The sequence below is a fragment of the Aquibacillus sediminis genome, assembly GCF_005870085.1.
Lineage (GTDB): Bacteria > Bacillota > Bacilli > Bacillales > Amphibacillaceae > Aquibacillus_E > Aquibacillus_E sediminis.
Map to the genome: position 1 here is coordinate 88,090 of NZ_SZNM01000007.1, position 16,132 is coordinate 104,221.

Genomic DNA, 16,132 nt, shown 5'->3' on the forward strand with positions numbered 1-16,132 from the left:
GTACAATAATGACAAAAGGTATCAAAATTGCAACAATTGGTGGCGGTTCCAGTTATACTCCTGAATTAGTAGAAGGATTTATTAAGAGGTATGACGAGTTACCAATTAGCGAGCTATGGTTAGTAGATATAGAAGAAGGAAAAGAAAAGTTACAAATCGTTGGTAATCTAGCAAAACGAATGATTGAAAAAGCGGGTCTACCAATTGATGTCCATTTAACTCTTGACCGAAGAGAAGCGCTTAAGGATGCTGACTTTGTTACGACACAATTCCGTGTTGGGTTATTGGATGCACGTGCCAAAGATGAAAGGATCCCATTGAAATATGGTGTTCTTGGTCAAGAAACGAATGGACCTGGTGGATTATTTAAAGGATTACGAACCATACCAGTAATCTTAGAAATTTGTAAAGATATCGAAGAATTATGCCCAGATGCATGGCTAATCAACTTTACGAACCCAGCCGGTATGGTAACAGAAGCAGTGCTACGCTATTCAACTATTGAAAAAGTAGTTGGATTGTGTAACGTACCGATAGGAATGGAAATGGGTATTGCCAAATTATTTGATGTAGATCACTCACGTGTTCGTATTGATTTCGCTGGTTTGAATCATATGGTTTATGGACTAGATATTTATATTGATGGTATAAGTGTTAAAGATAAGGTGATGGAATTAATTACAGATCCAGAAAATAGTAGTTTTGTTAAGAACATTGATGGACAAGGATGGGAACCTGAATTTATCCAATCACTAAATCTGTTAACTTGTCCTTACCACATGTACTATTACAAGACAAAAGACATGATGGAAAAGGCTATGAAGAATGCAGCAGACGAAGGGACTCGCGCGGAAGTAGTTCGAAAATTAGAAAATGAATTGTTTGAACTATATAAAGATCCAGACCTTGCAGTAAAACCACCCCAACTAGAAGAGCGCGGTGGTGCCTATTATTCAGATGCGGCTGTACGTTTAATTACTTCGATCTATACGGATAAGAGAGATATTCAACCAGTAAACACTAGAAATAATGGCGCAATTGCTAGTATTCCAAATGAGTCAGCTGTAGAAGTAAGTTGTGTGATTACGAAAGACGGCCCTAAACCAATTACAATGGGAGATTTACCAGTTCAAGTTCGAGGGCTTGTCCAGCAAATCAAATCATTTGAACGCATATCCGCAGAGGCAGCGGTGACAGGTGACTACAACAAAGCCGTGCTAGCTTTAACGATTAATCCATTAACACCATCTGATTCTATTGCAAAAGAAATTGTAGATGAAATGCTAGAAGCACATAAAGAATATTTACCGAAATTTTTTGAGAAGACATTAGTTTAGAAAGAACAGAGGGATCTATTACCTCAGTTCTAATGAATTTGTCTCGGAAAGAATAGCGGATGATGAAATACATGTTGAACTACAAGTCAACGTTATCAAAAATGACTTTTAGTGTGTGTTCATAAAGGAGGATCAAAAAGACCGGGGTATTAGCTACCTGGTACTTCTCGTGGACAATTGTCTATGGATAGTACCAGGTGCCTTTTTTTACTAGCAGTTCATGAAAGTGAAATAAAATGATTTTAAACAAACGGACATAGAAAAAAGGAGCGATTCAGCTCCTTTTTTCTATGTCCAAATATTCTCCAAATGGTATCTGTCTTATCTATGAATTACACAGTTCGTTGGAATAGAGAAACATTATACTTGAAAGAAGCATTGGGACGGCTTTCGTGCTTCCGTTTAAGTAGAAATAAAAGTAAATAAATAGCTTGTATTCCACAAATGAAACGTATGAATCCTACGTGCATTAAGTCCCGACTCAAGTGTGTACATTTATTCATCTTGATGGAGGACAATAGGTAAATCCTGTGGGACAGTTTGTGATAAGTGAAACAGCATTTAATATTTTTTAGTCGTGCCAGTACCGTTCCACTAATAAAAAATATTTGTCATAACAGAAAAAGGATAGAATAGTATAGTCATATAACAGGTTGAAGATAAAAATAATTTACACAACTACCTTATGGGTAGTTTAAAAAATTGTGAAATTGGGCTAACCAGCTAACCAGCATTCCAAAAAAACGTAGGTAATGTAAAGCAAAATGGAGGTAATCATGTTGTGTTTAAAAATATAAAAAACGAAAGAGTATATGAAAAAATTGTTAATCAGATATATGAATTAATTCAAGAAGGTGATTTGAAGTCAGGTGAGAGATTGCCGGCAGAAAGAGATTTGGCAAATACTTTAAGTTGTAGTCGTTCATCTTTAAGGGAAGCATTCAGGGTCCTAGAATCAAAAGGATTGATTATATCTAAGGCTGGCGGTGGAAGGTTTGTTCAAAATGTAGATCAAAAAATCATTAATGGCGAGAATTTTAATACATTAGACTTGTTAGAAAAGTCAGCAATGGTATATTTCATTGAAGCAAGAGAAGCATTTGAACCTCGCATAGTGGAACTTGCTTGTAAAAGAGCAAATAATCAAGATATCAGCAAAATTGAAAACGCTTTAAAAATTATGAAGGAAAAATTAAAATATCCTGATATTAAAATATCCGCAGATAATAACTTTCATGTTTCTCTAGCGGAAGCTACGCACAATTTTGTGTTTGTATCGATGATGGAAACTAACATAAATATGATTAGGGAAGTAAGAAAAAAAATTATGAAAAATCCTGATCGATATCAAGAATCTGTAAAAGAACATACGGAGATATTTGATGCTATAAAAAATAGAGATGTTTTACAAGCAGTAGAGAAGACTAACACACATTTACGGAATTTAAAAGAAAACGTTATTAAGAATTGCGATTTAAAATAAATGCATAGAAAGGAGAATGAAATTGAATATAAAAGAGCCGCTTAGTGGTATTAGAATTATTGATTTATCAACAGTTATCGCAGCACCATTTGGAGCAACTTTGTTAGGTGACTTTGGAGCAGAAGTAATAAAAGTAGAATTACCTGGAAAGGGCGATCCTTTGAGAAGTTTAGGACCGTTTTCGGAAAAAGAACCTCTGAGGTGGTCTGGATTATCTAGGAATAAAAAATCAATAACTTTAGATTTGCACAAAGAAGAGGGGAAGGAGATTTTAAAAAAATTAGTTAGTAAATCAGACGTGATTATTGAAAATTTTCGTACTGGTACACTAGAGAAATGGGGGTTAGGTTATGAAGAGTTAAAAAAAATAAATCCTAATTTAATTGTATCAAGGGTAACTGGTTATGGACAGACGGGACCATACTCAAACAAGGCTGGCTTTGGTACTCCAGCTACAGCATTTAGTGGCTTCACATACCTACACGGTTATCCTGATAGACCACCAATCAGTCCTTCTTTCTCTTTAACGGATTATATTACGGGGATATACGTAGCGTTTTCCACAATGATAGCTTTATATTACCGAGATGTAATAGAAGACGGGAAAGGCCAATATATAGATGTAAGTTTATATGAATCAGTTTTTAGAATGTTAGAATTCTTGGTTGCCGACTATGATCAAAATGGGTTGATTAAAGAAAGGACTCCAGGTTTAAGCGGTCACTCGGCACCGGCAGGAACATTTGAAACACGGGATAATCATTGGGTGGTATTAGTTACAAGCTCAGATCGTACTTTTGAAAGGCTAACTCAAGCTATGGGAAGAGAAGATTTGTTAAATAATGAGAAATTTAGTACAAATTCGGTAAGGCTAAAGTATTTTGATCAAACAAATAAAATAGTAGCCGATTGGATTAAAACAAAAAATAGAGATGAATTACAAAAATTACTTGATGATTATGGCGTTCCAATTAGTCCTATATACAGTATTGAGGATATCTTTGAGGATGAACAGTACAAACAAAGAGAAAATATAATTGAAGTTGACCACCCTAGATTGGGAAAAATAAAAATGCCTGGTATAGTTCCAAAATTTTCAGAAACTCCAGGTTCAGTGAAGCATGTAGGTCCAGACTTAGGTGAGCATAATGAAGAAGTCTTAACTTCTTTACTTGGTTATGATTGTGATGAAATTCGTAATTTCAAGAAAAATAGTGTGATTTAGGAGTTGAATATTTATAATGACTCAAACAGATGAAGTTGTAATTACAGAAGTATGTCCAAGGGATGGGTTTCAAAGTCTACCAGAGTTTATAGGCACTGAGGAGAAATTAAATATCATTAATGGTTTGATAGGTTGCGGTTTTAAGCAAATGGAAGTTAGTTCATTTGTACATCCAAAGGCAATACCGCAATTAAAAGATGCTGAGGAAGTATTTAACAAGATGAAAAAAAATAATAATGTCTCTTTACGTGCGTTAGTTCCTAATTTAAAAGGGTTAGAACGAGCAATTAATTCAAACGTCGATAAAGTAAAGTTAATGTTATCTGCAACGGATTCACATAGTTTAAGTAACGCTAATTGTCGCACTATAGAAGGACTGGAAAATTTTAAACCAATCTTAAACAGAGCATTAAATAGTAGTGTGAAAATAACAGGATCTATATCTGTTGCATTTGGTTGTCCTTACGAGGGAAAGGTATCACTTGATAGATTGTTATTTATCTGTGAGAAATATGGAGAACTAGGTGTGAAAGAAATTTCATTAGCAGATACAGCAGGAATGGCTAATCCAGTTTTAACTAAAAAAGTAATTCGAGAATTAACACGAAGATTTAATGATTTTAAATTCACTTTACATTTGCATAATACTAGGGGAATGGCATTTGCAAATGCTGTTGCGGCCTATGAACAAGGTGTTCGAGAGTTTGACAGTTCGGCTGGAGGGTTAGGAGGATGTCCATATTCCCCCAATGCAAGTGGGAATATCTCATCAGAAGATTTGGTTCACGGATTTGAAGAAATGGGGATTAATACAGGAATTTCTTTAAATAAATTAATTGAAGTGAGCAAATATATTGAAAGTAAATTTAGCCAGCACACTGACAGTTTTATTTTAAAAGCAGGTACGAACTCAGATTTACATCTATCTCCTAGGGGTCAAAACAAAATTGGTAATAGGTATTAGTTTGCTTTAAATTTTTCGGAATATTATAAATAGTATCAAATTGAATGTTACGCAGGGATATGTAAATATAGTACTTTACATTAGGGGGGATAAAGGCTATGAAAAATCAAAATGTAAGCGCTGTAATGATGTTCTTTGAAGGGGGGGGTTATGAATGAATAAATTACCGAATTTATTACCAAATGATGTGATAAGCAGGGCAAAGGAGCTCAGTAGTACATTGTTGGCAGATGCCCTTAATGGTACAACTACAATGGATTATAACATTAAGCCAGTGAAAAGTGGCATGAGTTTTGTGGGGACAGCATTGACTGTAGATGTCGCCCCTGGAGATAATCTTTTTTTACACCATGCAATTTATTCAGGTGAAAGCGGTTATGTCATTGTTTGTGATGGTAAAAGTCATACAGATCGTGCTTATTTAGGCGAATTAATGGCACACTCTGCTCATGCAATTGGTTTAGATGGAATAGTAATAGATGGATTAGTTCGAGATAGAAATGAGTTATCTGCACTAGATTTTCCAATCTTTGCAAAGGGGTTTATTTCAAGTGGACCTTTCAAAAATGGGCCTGGGAAGTTTAATGTTCCTGTAAAATGTGGTGATGTTCAAGTAATACCAGGTGACTTAGTTGTTGGTGATGATGATGGGGTTACTGTAGTACCTAAAGATCAAATTGATTTAGCCTTAGTTAAAGCGGAAAGCAAATTGAAATATGAAATAGAACGTATCAATTCAATTAATGAATATAAAAGTGGAAAAAGTGCTGATTTAAAAAAACCATCATGGCTAGATGAAAAAATTGATCAATATATTTAATAAACGACAGAGAAATAAAATTCGAAAGTAGATAGGTGATTTTATGAAAAGGATCGGTTTTATTGGATTTGGAGAAGTCGGATATGAAATGTCAAAAGGTTTTAAAGAGGAAGGAAATATTCAAGTAATAGCATTTGACCCATTATATAAAGAATCTTTTATACAAAATCGTGCGAAAGAAGTGGACGTTACATTAGTAGATCAACCAAAGAATGTAATAAAAAAAGTTGACATGGTCATTGTTGCAGTTCCTGCTAACAAAACGTGGAATGTTTGGGAGGGTTTAAAAGAATATCTGAAATCAAATGTTTTATATGTAGACGTGACGACAGCTGATGCCACTACAAAACAAAAGATTTCCAAAGAAGTAGTAGGTGAAGACAAAAAGTTTATAGATGCGGCCTTAATGGGGCCACTTCCAATATATAAACATAAAGTCCCAATCATTGCCAGTGGTAGAGGAGTAGGCGCTTTTGTGGATCAAATGGGAGAATTCAACATGAATATTGAAAAAATAAGTGATGAAGTTGGTGATGCCACAAATATCAAATTTGTTAGAAGTATCTTTATGAAAGGTATGGCATCTCTACTGTATGAAGTTTTAGATATTGCTGATCATCTAAACGTTGGAGATAATGTGATACATTCTATATCTGAAACGCTTGATAGTAGATCGTTTGAACAAACGGTAACGAGGTTAGTCTCTGGAACTGCAATTCATTCTGAAAGAAGGATGAAAGAAATGGAAAATGTCATCAATCTTATAACTACGAATAATAAGCATGCCCATATGTCAAAGGCAACTTTAGATAAGTTAAGATGGATCTCCAAATTAGGTTTGAAAAAGCATTTTAATAGTAAAGCGCCAGATGATTGGAAGCTCGTGTTTAATAAAATAAATGAGGAGAGATGAAAATGAAAAAAATAGGTATGAAGTCTATTGTTACTGCTTTTATAATGTCTATTATATTAGCGGGGTGTGGTGGTTCCTCAGGTGATAGTGCATCAAATTATCCAGAAGAATCAGTTAAGATAATTGTTCCGTTCGCTGCTGGAGGTGGAGCTACAACAACAGCTAGGACCATTTCAGAATATGCGGAAGATCATGTCGGTGAATCTTTAGTAATAGAAAATAGAGAAGGTGGTGGAGGTTCTGCTGGTCAACAGTATGTAGCTTCTGCTGATAATGATGGATATACATTACTTTTAATTACTGGTTCAGCAGTTACAAACCCTATTTTTAATAAAACTTCGTTCACATATGAAGATTTTGAACCAGTTATTCAACTAGTTAGTGATGTTTCATATCTATATGTAAATGCAGATGCACCATATGATGATCTTGAATCATTTGCTGAGTATGCAAAAGATAATCCAGGCGAAGTTACAATATCGACATCAGGAGCACAAGCATCTGACCATTATGCAGCCCTAGAAATAATAGAAGAACTAGGTCTGGATGCTGAAGCAATTCCTTATGATGGTGAATCGCAAGCAATTGCATCCACCTCAGGAGGTCATGATGAAGCTACAATTGGTAACTTTGCAGCTGCTGAAGGTCAAGTTCAATCTGGTAACCTCAAGCCGTTGGTTGTGTTAGGAGATGAACAAACAGATGTTTATCCAGATGTGCCAACTTCAATTGAAGAAGGTTTAGAAGTAACGGAGGCTTCTTGGAGAGGGATCGCAGCACCAAAAGGAACTCCAAGTGAAATTATAGAACATCTTCATGAAGCGTTTAAAAAAGGTTTTGATGATGAGGATTATCAAAATCAAATGAGTGATTTAGGTATGGATACTGAATATAAAGGTCCTGAAGATTTTCAAGATAGAGTAGTAGAGTACTATGAAAGAATGAGTCAAGCAACAGAATAATTGGGATGTTGTGGTCCCTCCTTATAATGTTGAGGGACCACATATAAAATTTATTTATAGTAGGAGGAGGTTTAGTATGTTAAGGGTTAATTACATTTTTGCTATTACTATGAGCTTATTAGCATTATTTTTCTACGTATTAAGCTTAAGTTATACAGAAGATGCAGCCCAATGGCCCCAGTTCTTTGTGGTTATTCTAGTTCTATTATGTATAGCACTTATTGTAGATTCACATAAAAATCCTAATCGAGAGAAAAGTGAGGCGAGTGAATCAAACCAGGATATGGGTAAGACTAGTTATGTCGTCTATACCATTGTTGGTTCTATACTGTATTTAATAATATTAGAGTTTTTTGGCTTCTTATTGTTAACCCCAATATTTTTAATAGTGCTTTTTAAATTAATTGGTTATAAATCTAATAAACTTATTTTATTTATTGCATTTGGTGTAACTATATCCGTAATTCTTATTTTTCAATATATGCTTAACATACCAATACCCCAAGGCATATTAGAAGAGATTTTTATTTAAGGAGGTATGACAATGCAAATGTGGTTCGAAGCGATAGTGAATGTGTTTTCCTTTTCTATATTAATTACTATCCTATTTGGAACAATATTTGGTATATTAATGGGTTCATTACCAGGTCTTAGTTCAACAATGGCAGTAGCGATTATTATTCCATTTACGTTTTCAATGGAACCAGCTGCTGGAATTATATTGCTTAGTTCCATTTATTGTGCCTCAGTTTTTGGGGGGTCAATTTCAGCTATCCTATTAAATACACCAGGTACACCAGCTGGCGCAGCAACAGTGATTGATGGATATGAATTAACAAAACAAGGAAAAAGTGGTAAAGCCCTTGGTATCTCAGCAGTTGCTTCAGGATTAGGAGGGGTTATTAGTGCAATAATTTTATCCTTTACTGCTCCGATACTTGCAGAGCAAGCTTTACGATTTGGGGCTCCAGAGTATTTTGCATTGGCCATCTTTGGGATTTCGGTTGTCTCGAGTTTAGGTGGTATAAATCCTATAAAGGGTTTAATCGCTGGTACGTTCGGCATATTAATAGCAACCGTAGGAATGGACCCGATCGATGGTTATCCAAGATTTACTTTTGGGTCTCCATTCTTGGCAACGGGATTCTCATTAATTCCTGTTCTAATCGGACTATTTTCAGCTTCTCAAGCTTTCCATTTAATTAAGAAGTCTGAAAAAGGAAAAGAAACAAAAGATTCAGAGGACGTTAAAGGTCAAGTGTTACCATCTATTAAAGAAGTTACTAAGATCTTACCTAATATATTTAGGTCTTCTATCATAGGTACCTTTATCGGTATTATACCTGGAATTGGTGGAGATCCAGCAGCTTTTATCTCATACAATGAAGCCAAGCGCTGGTCGAAGCATCCTGAACGATTTGGTAAAGGGGAACTAGGTGGTGTAGCTGCACCTGAAGCCGCTAATAATGCAGTTACTGGTGGTGCTTTGATCCCTTTATTAACTTTAGGGATACCAGGTAATACTGTGACAGCCATACTAATAGGTGGCCTTTTAATTCACGGTTTACGTCCAGGGCCAATGTTATTCCAAGAACATGGAGATGTGGTTTATTCATTATTCTTTAGTTTGATTATTACTAATTTGCTATTTTTAATCATTGGTGTTTCTTGTGCCAAGTATTTTTCAACAATTTTAAAAGTACCTGCCCAAATAATGGGACCCATTATATTAATACTAAGCATAGTTGGCTCCTTTGCTATTCATAATGACTATTTTGATATATGGGTTATGTTGGCTTTTGGCATAATTGGCTATATCTTCAAATTGATAAATGTACCTGTAACCCCAATAGTTTTAGCAATAATTTTAGCTCCTATTGCGGAGCAAAGCTTAAGACAGTCTCTACTTCAAGGAGATAATTTCGCCTACATTATCACACGACCAATTGCATTCGTCTTTCTTCTATTAGCTGTCATTACGTTCTTCACACCATTTGTAAGAGACTATTTAAGAAATAGAAAAATTAAATCATCCTAAACAAGGAATGGAGGAAAAATTATGAATGAAGTAGAGGTTAATATTAATGAAATATATAACCTTTCAAAAAATATATTAGTTTCTTATGGAATAACAGAAGAGGAAGCAAAGGCAACAGTTAATTCTTTATTGGATGCTGAATTGAGTGGAGTAAGTTCGCATGGCTTAATGCGGCTTAAATCGTACGCCCAACGAATTGAGGCTGGAGTTATTAATGTGAAACCTGATATCAGGATTGATAAAGATCTTGACTCCGTATTACTTATCGATGGGGACAATGGTCTAGGTCAGGTGGTGGCTCATAAAACATTAAAGATCTGTTTTGATAAACTAGAAAATAATAGTTCAGTTACAGCTGTGGTAAAGAATAGCAATCACTTCGGAACTACTGCATTTTATAGCAAACAAGTAGCAGACAAAGGTTATTTGTCTATCATTTCATCAAATGCGGGCCCCACCATGGCTCCATGGGGGGGATATGAGCCTTTATTAGGTACGAATCCATTGGGTGCTTCATTTCCTGCTGAAAATTCAAATTTTGTTTTAGATATAGCTTCTAGTGCTTCCGCAAAAGGAAAAATACGAGCAATTAAAAATAAAGGAGAATCCATTCCAAAGGGATGGGCTTTAGATCATCAAGGATATGATACAGAAGATCCAGAGCAAGCAATCAATGGAACTATGCTACCAATTGGAAATCACAAAGGATATGGTCTATCAATGATGATTGATTCTTTATGTGCTGGTTTATCAGGTGCCTCTTTGAGTTATGAAACAGTATCGGTAGGTAGTGCTAAAAGGAACGCCAATATTGGACACTTCTTCTATATAATAAATATTGATGATTTAATACCTTTAGATAATTTTCAAACTAGAATGGGAGATTGGTTCCAAAATCTTAAAAATTCAAAGACACGGGAAGGGTTTGAGGAAATTTATATCCCAGGGGAGATTGAGGATAATAGAAAAAAAAATGTCAAAGACATCATTTGTTTAGATGAAATTGTGTATGAAGGTATATTAAATTTAGCAACACAAAGACAAGTATGAGTAACTCGATAGGAGGTTATATTATTTTTGCAAAATTCAAAACTAATAATAGTACAAGAGATAATCTTGAAAAGATGAGAATGTTATTTGATGAATCAGTAGATAAAGGGCAATCCTTAAAACAATTTATTCAGTTATTAATAGTTACATTTAATAAAGGAGAGAATGGTTTAATCGTTAAGTATCTACGTGAAACTATTCCACAAGGTCAATTATCTAAGATCGAAGAATATATTGATTTTTACAACGAACAGTGTGTGATCGATCATGAGTTGGAACAAAGTCTATCATATGAATATAGAGCTTTTTTGGAAAAAAAATTTCCCGGAGAAAAAAAAAGGTCTTCCAATGAATACCAGCATTATTTTCTGCTATTTTGTTTGAATTATGTCTTTGTGGCATATAGCAACCGTAAATACAGAAAGACATTAAAGATTAAATTAAAATAGATACATTTAGAAGGATGGGGTGAGTGTGGTGAGAAGAATAAAAATTTTAATTATTGTTTTAACTTCAGTATTTATGTTTAGCATAACTGGAAGTCGCCCACTTATTCCTATGTATGCAGAGGATTTAGGAGCTCCTAACTATTTAATTGGACTAATTGTCGCACTATTTTCTTTTTTACCATTGTTTTTATCGGTCAAATTAGGAAAGATTGTGGATGAGTCTGGGAGTAAAAAATTCCTAGGTATAAGTTTGTTGGTCGGGGGGATATCTTTAATATTCCCTTTTTTATTTGATAACTTAGTTGGTGTGATTTTATCCCAAATTTTTGCTGGATTGGCTCATATTGTCTATGTGGTAGCGATGCAATCGTTTGCGGGTGGTTTTGCCGAGAAGGAATGGAGAGAATATTTTATAAATTTGTTTAGTATTAGTGTGGCCTTAGGTAGCTTCTTGGGCCCTTTGGTTGGAGGGATTATAGCTGAAGTTTATGGCTTCTCAATCGCTTTATTGGGTGGTGGTGTGCTATTAATTAGTATGATCCCATTTGTGAAATGGGTTGAGGACCATGATGAAAAAACTCAGACCAAAGAAGAAAAAAGGAAAGAAAAGGATTTTAAATTAGTAGGTTTGTTTAAAATCAAGTCACTGCAATATGCTTTTCTCGTAAGTGCTCTAATATTGCTTGCAAAAGACACCTATATTGCATTTTTTCCATTATTAGCGAGGGATTATGGCATCAATGAATCAATGATTGGGTTGATTGTTTCTCTTAATGCAGCTGCAGGTATATTGATTCGATTAATGTTACCATTTTTAATTAGTCACATGAACCGAAGAACAATTATTAATAGTTCTATACTATTATCTGGAGTCATCTTTTTATTACACCCGTTCATTAGTTCAACCTTTTTGCTAATCGTTTTGTCCTTTATTTTAGGGATAGGATTAGGGATCGGTCAGCCATTATCTATTGCAACAACGGTTGAATCCCTACCTAGTAATAAAATTGGAGAAGGGTTAGGATTAAGGTTAACCATTAATCGTCTAACCCAATTAGTAACACCTGTCTCATTAGGAGGAATTGCAAGCTTCGTTGGAATCGGTGGTGTGTTTTATTTTACTGGATTTATTGTAGTAGGTGGTATATTAGTCTATTTTAAGAAGGTGGGGGACAGTTCTCGTACTTCTATTTAGGGAAAAAAGCTCTATTTCCATACTTCTACAATTTTTGTGCAATAATAAACCCTGAAAAAATGGAACTGATTTCATGAAATTGTTAACCTTTGAAAAACGAAAAGGAGCAGGAAATGTATCAAAAACATTAGAAGAAGTTATAGATATGAACTATAAAAAATCATTGCTAAAATTTCGGCCTGTCCATAAAGAGAAAAAAGCTAATCATGATTAGGACTACATAACCGCAGTAGGAGCGAAATTAGGATAGGAAGTCGAGGAATACTTCGCGCTGACAATGATCAGAATCGATTAGAGGAACTAGCAGATGTGCTAGAAGTGATCCACGCCCTTGCTCATAAAGACGGTACAACGATGGAAGAGGTCGAGAAGGTTCTGTAACAAAAAGCGTACTAAGGCACCTGGTACTCACATGGAGAGAGTAACACGTACCTTTCAGCAGCACCCCGTTTCCCACTTATCTAGTGGTGGCTGGTACTCGCACGACGACTTTTTTGAGAATGACTGCGAATGTGTAAACAATGACTGCAGTTGCAATGGCGTTTACTGGTGGGATGCCTGGCATGAAGTTACCGGCTAAAATACCAATCACCCATGCAACAATTGCATTAGCATTCAGACTTCTAATTGCGCTATGGTCATATCCATCTTTTCTTCGTAGCAAGAAGTAATCTGCTATGATGATAGCACCGATAGATGGAATCGTTGTGCCGAGAAGCGTTAACCAGCTTATGAAATTATTGTAAACGACCATAGAAAGTACTGTTCCGAGTAGTCCATTTACAATGACTATCTTATCTTTGGGAAATTTCGTAATATGTGAAAATCCCAAACCTGCAGTATAAAGAGAATTATCATTAGTTGACCAGATGTTTAAGCCTAATACTAAAATAGCTGGAATAATCAGACCCTGTGCTAACATCATATCTGAAATGTCGGCAAATCCTGTTGTAAGGGAACCGACCATTCCAAAAGCAAACATGAGTGAATTTCCAATGAAAAAGGCGATAAAGGTCGTGATGAAGCCGGACTTTTTTGTCTTGGAAAAGCGAGTGAAATCTGCGGTCAGTGTCGCTCCACCAATAAATGAACCGATACACGTCGTTAGTGCTACGGTATATGCCATACTTTCTGTTGGCTCCATTCCCATTAAAGCACTAAATCCACCAACATTCTCGGTAGCTTCGAAAATGGAGTAACTCCCCAAAATCGCAATGGCGGGTACCGCAACAATGCTTAAAACGGTCAAAGCTTTCATGCCTAAATACGCTGTAGAGGTCATTAATATACCAGATAGGATGATTAATAGTGTTAGGTTAATGCCGGTTGCTTTATTAACCATTAAAGCAAAAGTAGCGACCCCAACACCAAACCAGCCCACTTGAATGGCACTTAGTAAAAAAGAGGTCAAATACGATCCCTTTGTGCCAAACGAGTAACTTGTTAGTAAATGCGTGGTCAAACCAGTTTTAGCGCCAACCCAACCAAGTAAAGAAGCATAGACTCCTAAAATCAAATTACCAATCAGGATGATGACGATAAATTCACTCATTCCTAACCCTTGACCTAATGTTCCCCCTGCAACCATGCTGGAAGAAAAAAACGTAAAACCTAGCATTACAAAAAACATCGAAAGAAATCCTTTTCGTTTATCTTGTGGAATAGGTTGTAAGGCAAAATCCTTATCATTGCTACTCACTGAAAAATCCCCCTTATTGTAATATGAAATGTTTTTTATGAAAAAATTGGTTCATTAATTGTAGTGACGGCTGGCTTGGTTTCGGCGATTATATGGCCGTTACGAATCGAATAGATTACCGGTGGAAGACGTCTGATGGCATCGTACTCAGATGTTGTATCTAGCACGACAAGATTGGCTTTATTGCCTTCTTTTACACCATAACCTTCTGCAATATGAAGCGTTTTGGCGCCATTTTCAGTTACTAAGTTTAAAGCGGTCTTGATATCGTTATAGCCTGTCATATGGCTGGCGTGTAATCCCATTTCAACGACCCTTAATAGGTTTCCATCTCCGAGTGGATACCACGGATCCATAATTGAATCGAGCCCAAAACAAACATTCATACCTGCTTCTTTCAATTCTTTTACGCGAGTAAGTCCTCTTCGTTTGGGATAACTATCTATTCTTCCTTGTAAATGTAAGTTTGCTTTTGGTAAGGAAACAAAATTGATATTGGATTTTTTAAGGAGCTTAAATAGTTTGGTAGCATACGCGTCATTATAAGATCCCATAGCAGTTGTATGACTTGCGGTAACCAATTCTCCCATGTCTAATTTATAGGCCTCTGCGGCTAAGACCTCAACGAATCTGGATTGTTCATCATCAATTTCATCACAATGAATATCGACTAGTTTGTCATATTTATAGGCAAGATCTAGTGCCTTTTTAACGGATTGAACCCCATCTTCCCTTGTGAACTCGTAATGTGGAATTCCACCAACGGCATCTGCCCCCATTTTTAATGCTTCCTCGAGCAGTGCAGCCCCTTTTGGATAGGCATATATTCCTTCTTGTGGAAAGGCCACAATTTGGACATCTACCCAAGGTTTCAACTCTTGTTTGACTTCAAGTAGTGCTTCTAATCCGGTAAAGTTTGGTTCTGTTATATCAACGTGTGTTCTGACATGTTGCACGCCATGTTTTATCTGCATTTCTAGTGCTTCTTTGGCGCGCTTTTTCACATCAGCTTTTGTTTCTTTAACCAATTGTTTTCTTTCAGACCAAAGTTGGATCCCTTCAAATAATGTGCCAGATTGATTCCACTTTGGCGTTCCAGCTGTTAACGCATAATCAAGGTGAATATGTGGTTCAACAAAGGGAGGCAACACAATCTTTCCATTTAGATCCATGATTTCATGACCACTAGACTCTACAGGCGTTTCGAAAGGTAGTAGCTTATGGATTTTATCTCCATGAATTTCAATATGTACGAATTCATCCTGCCCATATAATTTAGCATTTTTAATAATCATAAAATTTAATCTCCTTGCTTTTTGTGTTTTTGATAGATTAAATACTAAATCAACTAATAGGGCACTTCTACAATCATGTAAGGTTTCTTAACAAACAATTTATGAAAATTCAGAAATCGATAGATGTGATGACACCCATTATATTATTGGGATCGACGAAGGGGAGTGTGGTGGACAAAAAAGCAGTCACCTGCATTTTTACTTTAATTTTAAGGTAATAAAATTGAGTCGTTGTGTGGTTGTATGGTTAGAGAATTATATCCTAATCAATTTGTAAAATTAAAAGTGCTGTCGTCTTACATTGAAAGTGGTCAAGAAGTTTATGGAGAATATAAAGGATATAGCTGTCATTAACTTTATAAAGAAGCTTTATATAAAACATGTAGCATCAAAATCGATATCCGCCCTATATCATTTTGCCATAAATGTAGTGGATAGCTTAGACATGGGCTAGAAAAACTAGTCCCATGTCATCCTAATGTAACCTATCATGTTGTTCAGCAATTTCCAAAAATGAGTTCAACATCGATTGCTCGTCCAAACCAATATCAACGCGGTATTCTTCAGGATCTAGAATTCTATAATAATCGATATAATCGTGTTGTTGTAGTTTGAAACCATTTCTTACCTCCAAAGTGCTCCACAATGTAGGATCCCCATGTGCACGAGAGCGAGAATAAGACACGTCCATAAATTATCATC

General features: G+C 35.7%; 16 protein-coding genes. 13 read left to right on the plus strand and 3 right to left on the minus strand.

Translation table 11 applies throughout. The features are described 5' to 3' along the window. Positions 1-8 precede the first annotated feature (8 nt). The 13 genes from FCI53_RS09425 (at position 9) to FCI53_RS21415 (ending at position 12,650) form a co-directional block, all read left to right on the plus strand. The gene (locus tag FCI53_RS09425) at positions 9-1,337 is read left to right on the plus strand and encodes a 6-phospho-beta-glucosidase (RefSeq protein WP_138418162.1); all 1,329 of its coding nucleotides are present in this window, start codon (positions 9-11) and stop codon (positions 1,335-1,337) included. A gap of 781 nt (positions 1,338-2,118) precedes the next feature. Next, positions 2,119-2,820 carry a FadR/GntR family transcriptional regulator gene (locus tag FCI53_RS09430; RefSeq protein WP_138418164.1) on the plus strand — a complete coding sequence of 234 codons (702 nt, stop codon included), beginning with the start codon at positions 2,119-2,121 and terminating at the stop codon, positions 2,818-2,820. A 16-nt stretch (positions 2,821-2,836) separates the two neighbouring features. Next, positions 2,837-4,045, plus strand: a complete 1,209-nt coding sequence (locus tag FCI53_RS09435) for a CaiB/BaiF CoA transferase family protein (protein WP_138418166.1) — start codon at positions 2,837-2,839, stop codon at positions 4,043-4,045. A 16-nt stretch (positions 4,046-4,061) separates the two neighbouring features. Beyond that, positions 4,062-5,009, plus strand: a complete 948-nt coding sequence (locus FCI53_RS09440) for a hydroxymethylglutaryl-CoA lyase (protein WP_138418168.1) — start codon at positions 4,062-4,064, stop codon at positions 5,007-5,009. Positions 5,010-5,163: 154 nt separating this feature from the next. Beyond that, a complete protein-coding gene (locus FCI53_RS09445; protein ID WP_138418170.1) occupies positions 5,164-5,829 on the plus strand; it encodes an RraA family protein in 666 nt (221 codons plus the stop codon). A gap of 43 nt (positions 5,830-5,872) precedes the next feature. Further along, entirely contained in the window at positions 5,873-6,742 is an 870-nt protein-coding gene (locus tag FCI53_RS09450) for a prephenate dehydrogenase/arogenate dehydrogenase family protein (protein ID WP_138418172.1), read from the plus strand. Positions 6,743-6,744: 2 nt separating this feature from the next. Continuing rightward, positions 6,745-7,704 carry a Bug family tripartite tricarboxylate transporter substrate binding protein gene (locus FCI53_RS09455; RefSeq protein WP_171038124.1) on the plus strand — a complete coding sequence of 320 codons (960 nt, stop codon included), beginning with the start codon at positions 6,745-6,747 and terminating at the stop codon, positions 7,702-7,704. 76 nt (positions 7,705-7,780) lie between these two features. After that, a complete protein-coding gene (locus tag FCI53_RS09460; protein ID WP_138418176.1) occupies positions 7,781-8,236 on the plus strand; it encodes a tripartite tricarboxylate transporter TctB family protein in 456 nt (151 codons plus the stop codon). A gap of 12 nt (positions 8,237-8,248) precedes the next feature. Beyond that, positions 8,249-9,742, plus strand: a complete 1,494-nt coding sequence (locus FCI53_RS09465; RefSeq protein ID WP_138418178.1) for a tripartite tricarboxylate transporter permease — start codon at positions 8,249-8,251, stop codon at positions 9,740-9,742. A 21-nt stretch (positions 9,743-9,763) separates the two neighbouring features. Continuing rightward, positions 9,764-10,792 carry an Ldh family oxidoreductase gene (locus FCI53_RS09470; RefSeq protein WP_138418180.1) on the plus strand — a complete coding sequence of 343 codons (1,029 nt, stop codon included), beginning with the start codon at positions 9,764-9,766 and terminating at the stop codon, positions 10,790-10,792. Then, positions 10,789-11,241: a hypothetical protein gene (locus FCI53_RS09475; protein WP_138418182.1), complete on the plus strand. Its 453-nt coding sequence runs from the start codon at positions 10,789-10,791 to the stop codon at positions 11,239-11,241. The genes FCI53_RS09470 and FCI53_RS09475 overlap by 4 nt, the downstream gene beginning before the upstream one ends. A gap of 28 nt (positions 11,242-11,269) precedes the next feature. Next, positions 11,270-12,436, plus strand: coding sequence for an MFS transporter (locus FCI53_RS09480; protein ID WP_138418184.1), 1,167 nt, complete (start codon positions 11,270-11,272; stop codon positions 12,434-12,436). Positions 12,437-12,509: 73 nt separating this feature from the next. Continuing rightward, positions 12,510-12,650, plus strand: a complete 141-nt coding sequence (locus FCI53_RS21415) for a hypothetical protein (RefSeq protein WP_171038125.1) — start codon at positions 12,510-12,512, stop codon at positions 12,648-12,650. A gap of 243 nt (positions 12,651-12,893) precedes the next feature. On the opposite strand, the gene codB is transcribed toward FCI53_RS21415, so the two are convergent. The 3 genes from codB to FCI53_RS09495 form a co-directional block, all read right to left on the minus strand. Continuing rightward, complete coding sequence (gene codB / locus FCI53_RS09485) at positions 12,894-14,135, minus strand: cytosine permease (RefSeq protein ID WP_138418186.1); 1,242 nt, start codon at positions 14,133-14,135, stop codon at positions 12,894-12,896. A gap of 35 nt (positions 14,136-14,170) precedes the next feature. After that, complete coding sequence (codA, locus tag FCI53_RS09490; RefSeq protein ID WP_138418188.1) at positions 14,171-15,430, minus strand: cytosine deaminase; 1,260 nt, start codon at positions 15,428-15,430, stop codon at positions 14,171-14,173. A 475-nt stretch (positions 15,431-15,905) separates the two neighbouring features. Further along, on the minus strand, positions 15,906-16,121 hold the full coding sequence (locus FCI53_RS09495) for a hypothetical protein (protein WP_138418190.1): 216 nt from the start codon (positions 16,119-16,121) through the stop codon (positions 15,906-15,908). Between the last annotated feature and the right edge of the window lie 11 nt (positions 16,122-16,132).

Coding starts and splice junctions, on each gene's coding strand:
- FCI53_RS09425 (WP_138418162.1), top strand. CDS start 9: ATGACAAAAGGTATCAAAATTGCAACAATTGGTGGCGGTTCCAGTTAT.
- FCI53_RS09435 (WP_138418166.1), top strand. CDS start 2,837: ATGAAATTGAATATAAAAGAGCCGCTTAGTGGTATTAGAATTATTGAT.
- FCI53_RS09440 (WP_138418168.1), top strand. CDS start 4,062: ATGACTCAAACAGATGAAGTTGTAATTACAGAAGTATGTCCAAGGGAT.
- FCI53_RS09445 (WP_138418170.1), top strand. CDS start 5,164: ATGAATAAATTACCGAATTTATTACCAAATGATGTGATAAGCAGGGCA.
- FCI53_RS09450 (WP_138418172.1), top strand. CDS start 5,873: ATGAAAAGGATCGGTTTTATTGGATTTGGAGAAGTCGGATATGAAATG.
- FCI53_RS09455 (WP_171038124.1), top strand. CDS start 6,745: ATGAAAAAAATAGGTATGAAGTCTATTGTTACTGCTTTTATAATGTCT.
- FCI53_RS09460 (WP_138418176.1), top strand. CDS start 7,781: ATGTTAAGGGTTAATTACATTTTTGCTATTACTATGAGCTTATTAGCA.
- FCI53_RS09465 (WP_138418178.1), top strand. CDS start 8,249: ATGCAAATGTGGTTCGAAGCGATAGTGAATGTGTTTTCCTTTTCTATA.
- FCI53_RS09470 (WP_138418180.1), top strand. CDS start 9,764: ATGAATGAAGTAGAGGTTAATATTAATGAAATATATAACCTTTCAAAA.
- FCI53_RS09475 (WP_138418182.1), top strand. CDS start 10,789: ATGAGTAACTCGATAGGAGGTTATATTATTTTTGCAAAATTCAAAACT.
- FCI53_RS21415 (WP_171038125.1), top strand. CDS start 12,510: ATGAAATTGTTAACCTTTGAAAAACGAAAAGGAGCAGGAAATGTATCA.
- codA (WP_138418188.1), bottom strand. CDS start 15,430: ATGATTATTAAAAATGCTAAATTATATGGGCAGGATGAATTCGTACAT.
- FCI53_RS09495 (WP_138418190.1), bottom strand. CDS start 16,121: ATGGACGTGTCTTATTCTCGCTCTCGTGCACATGGGGATCCTACATTG.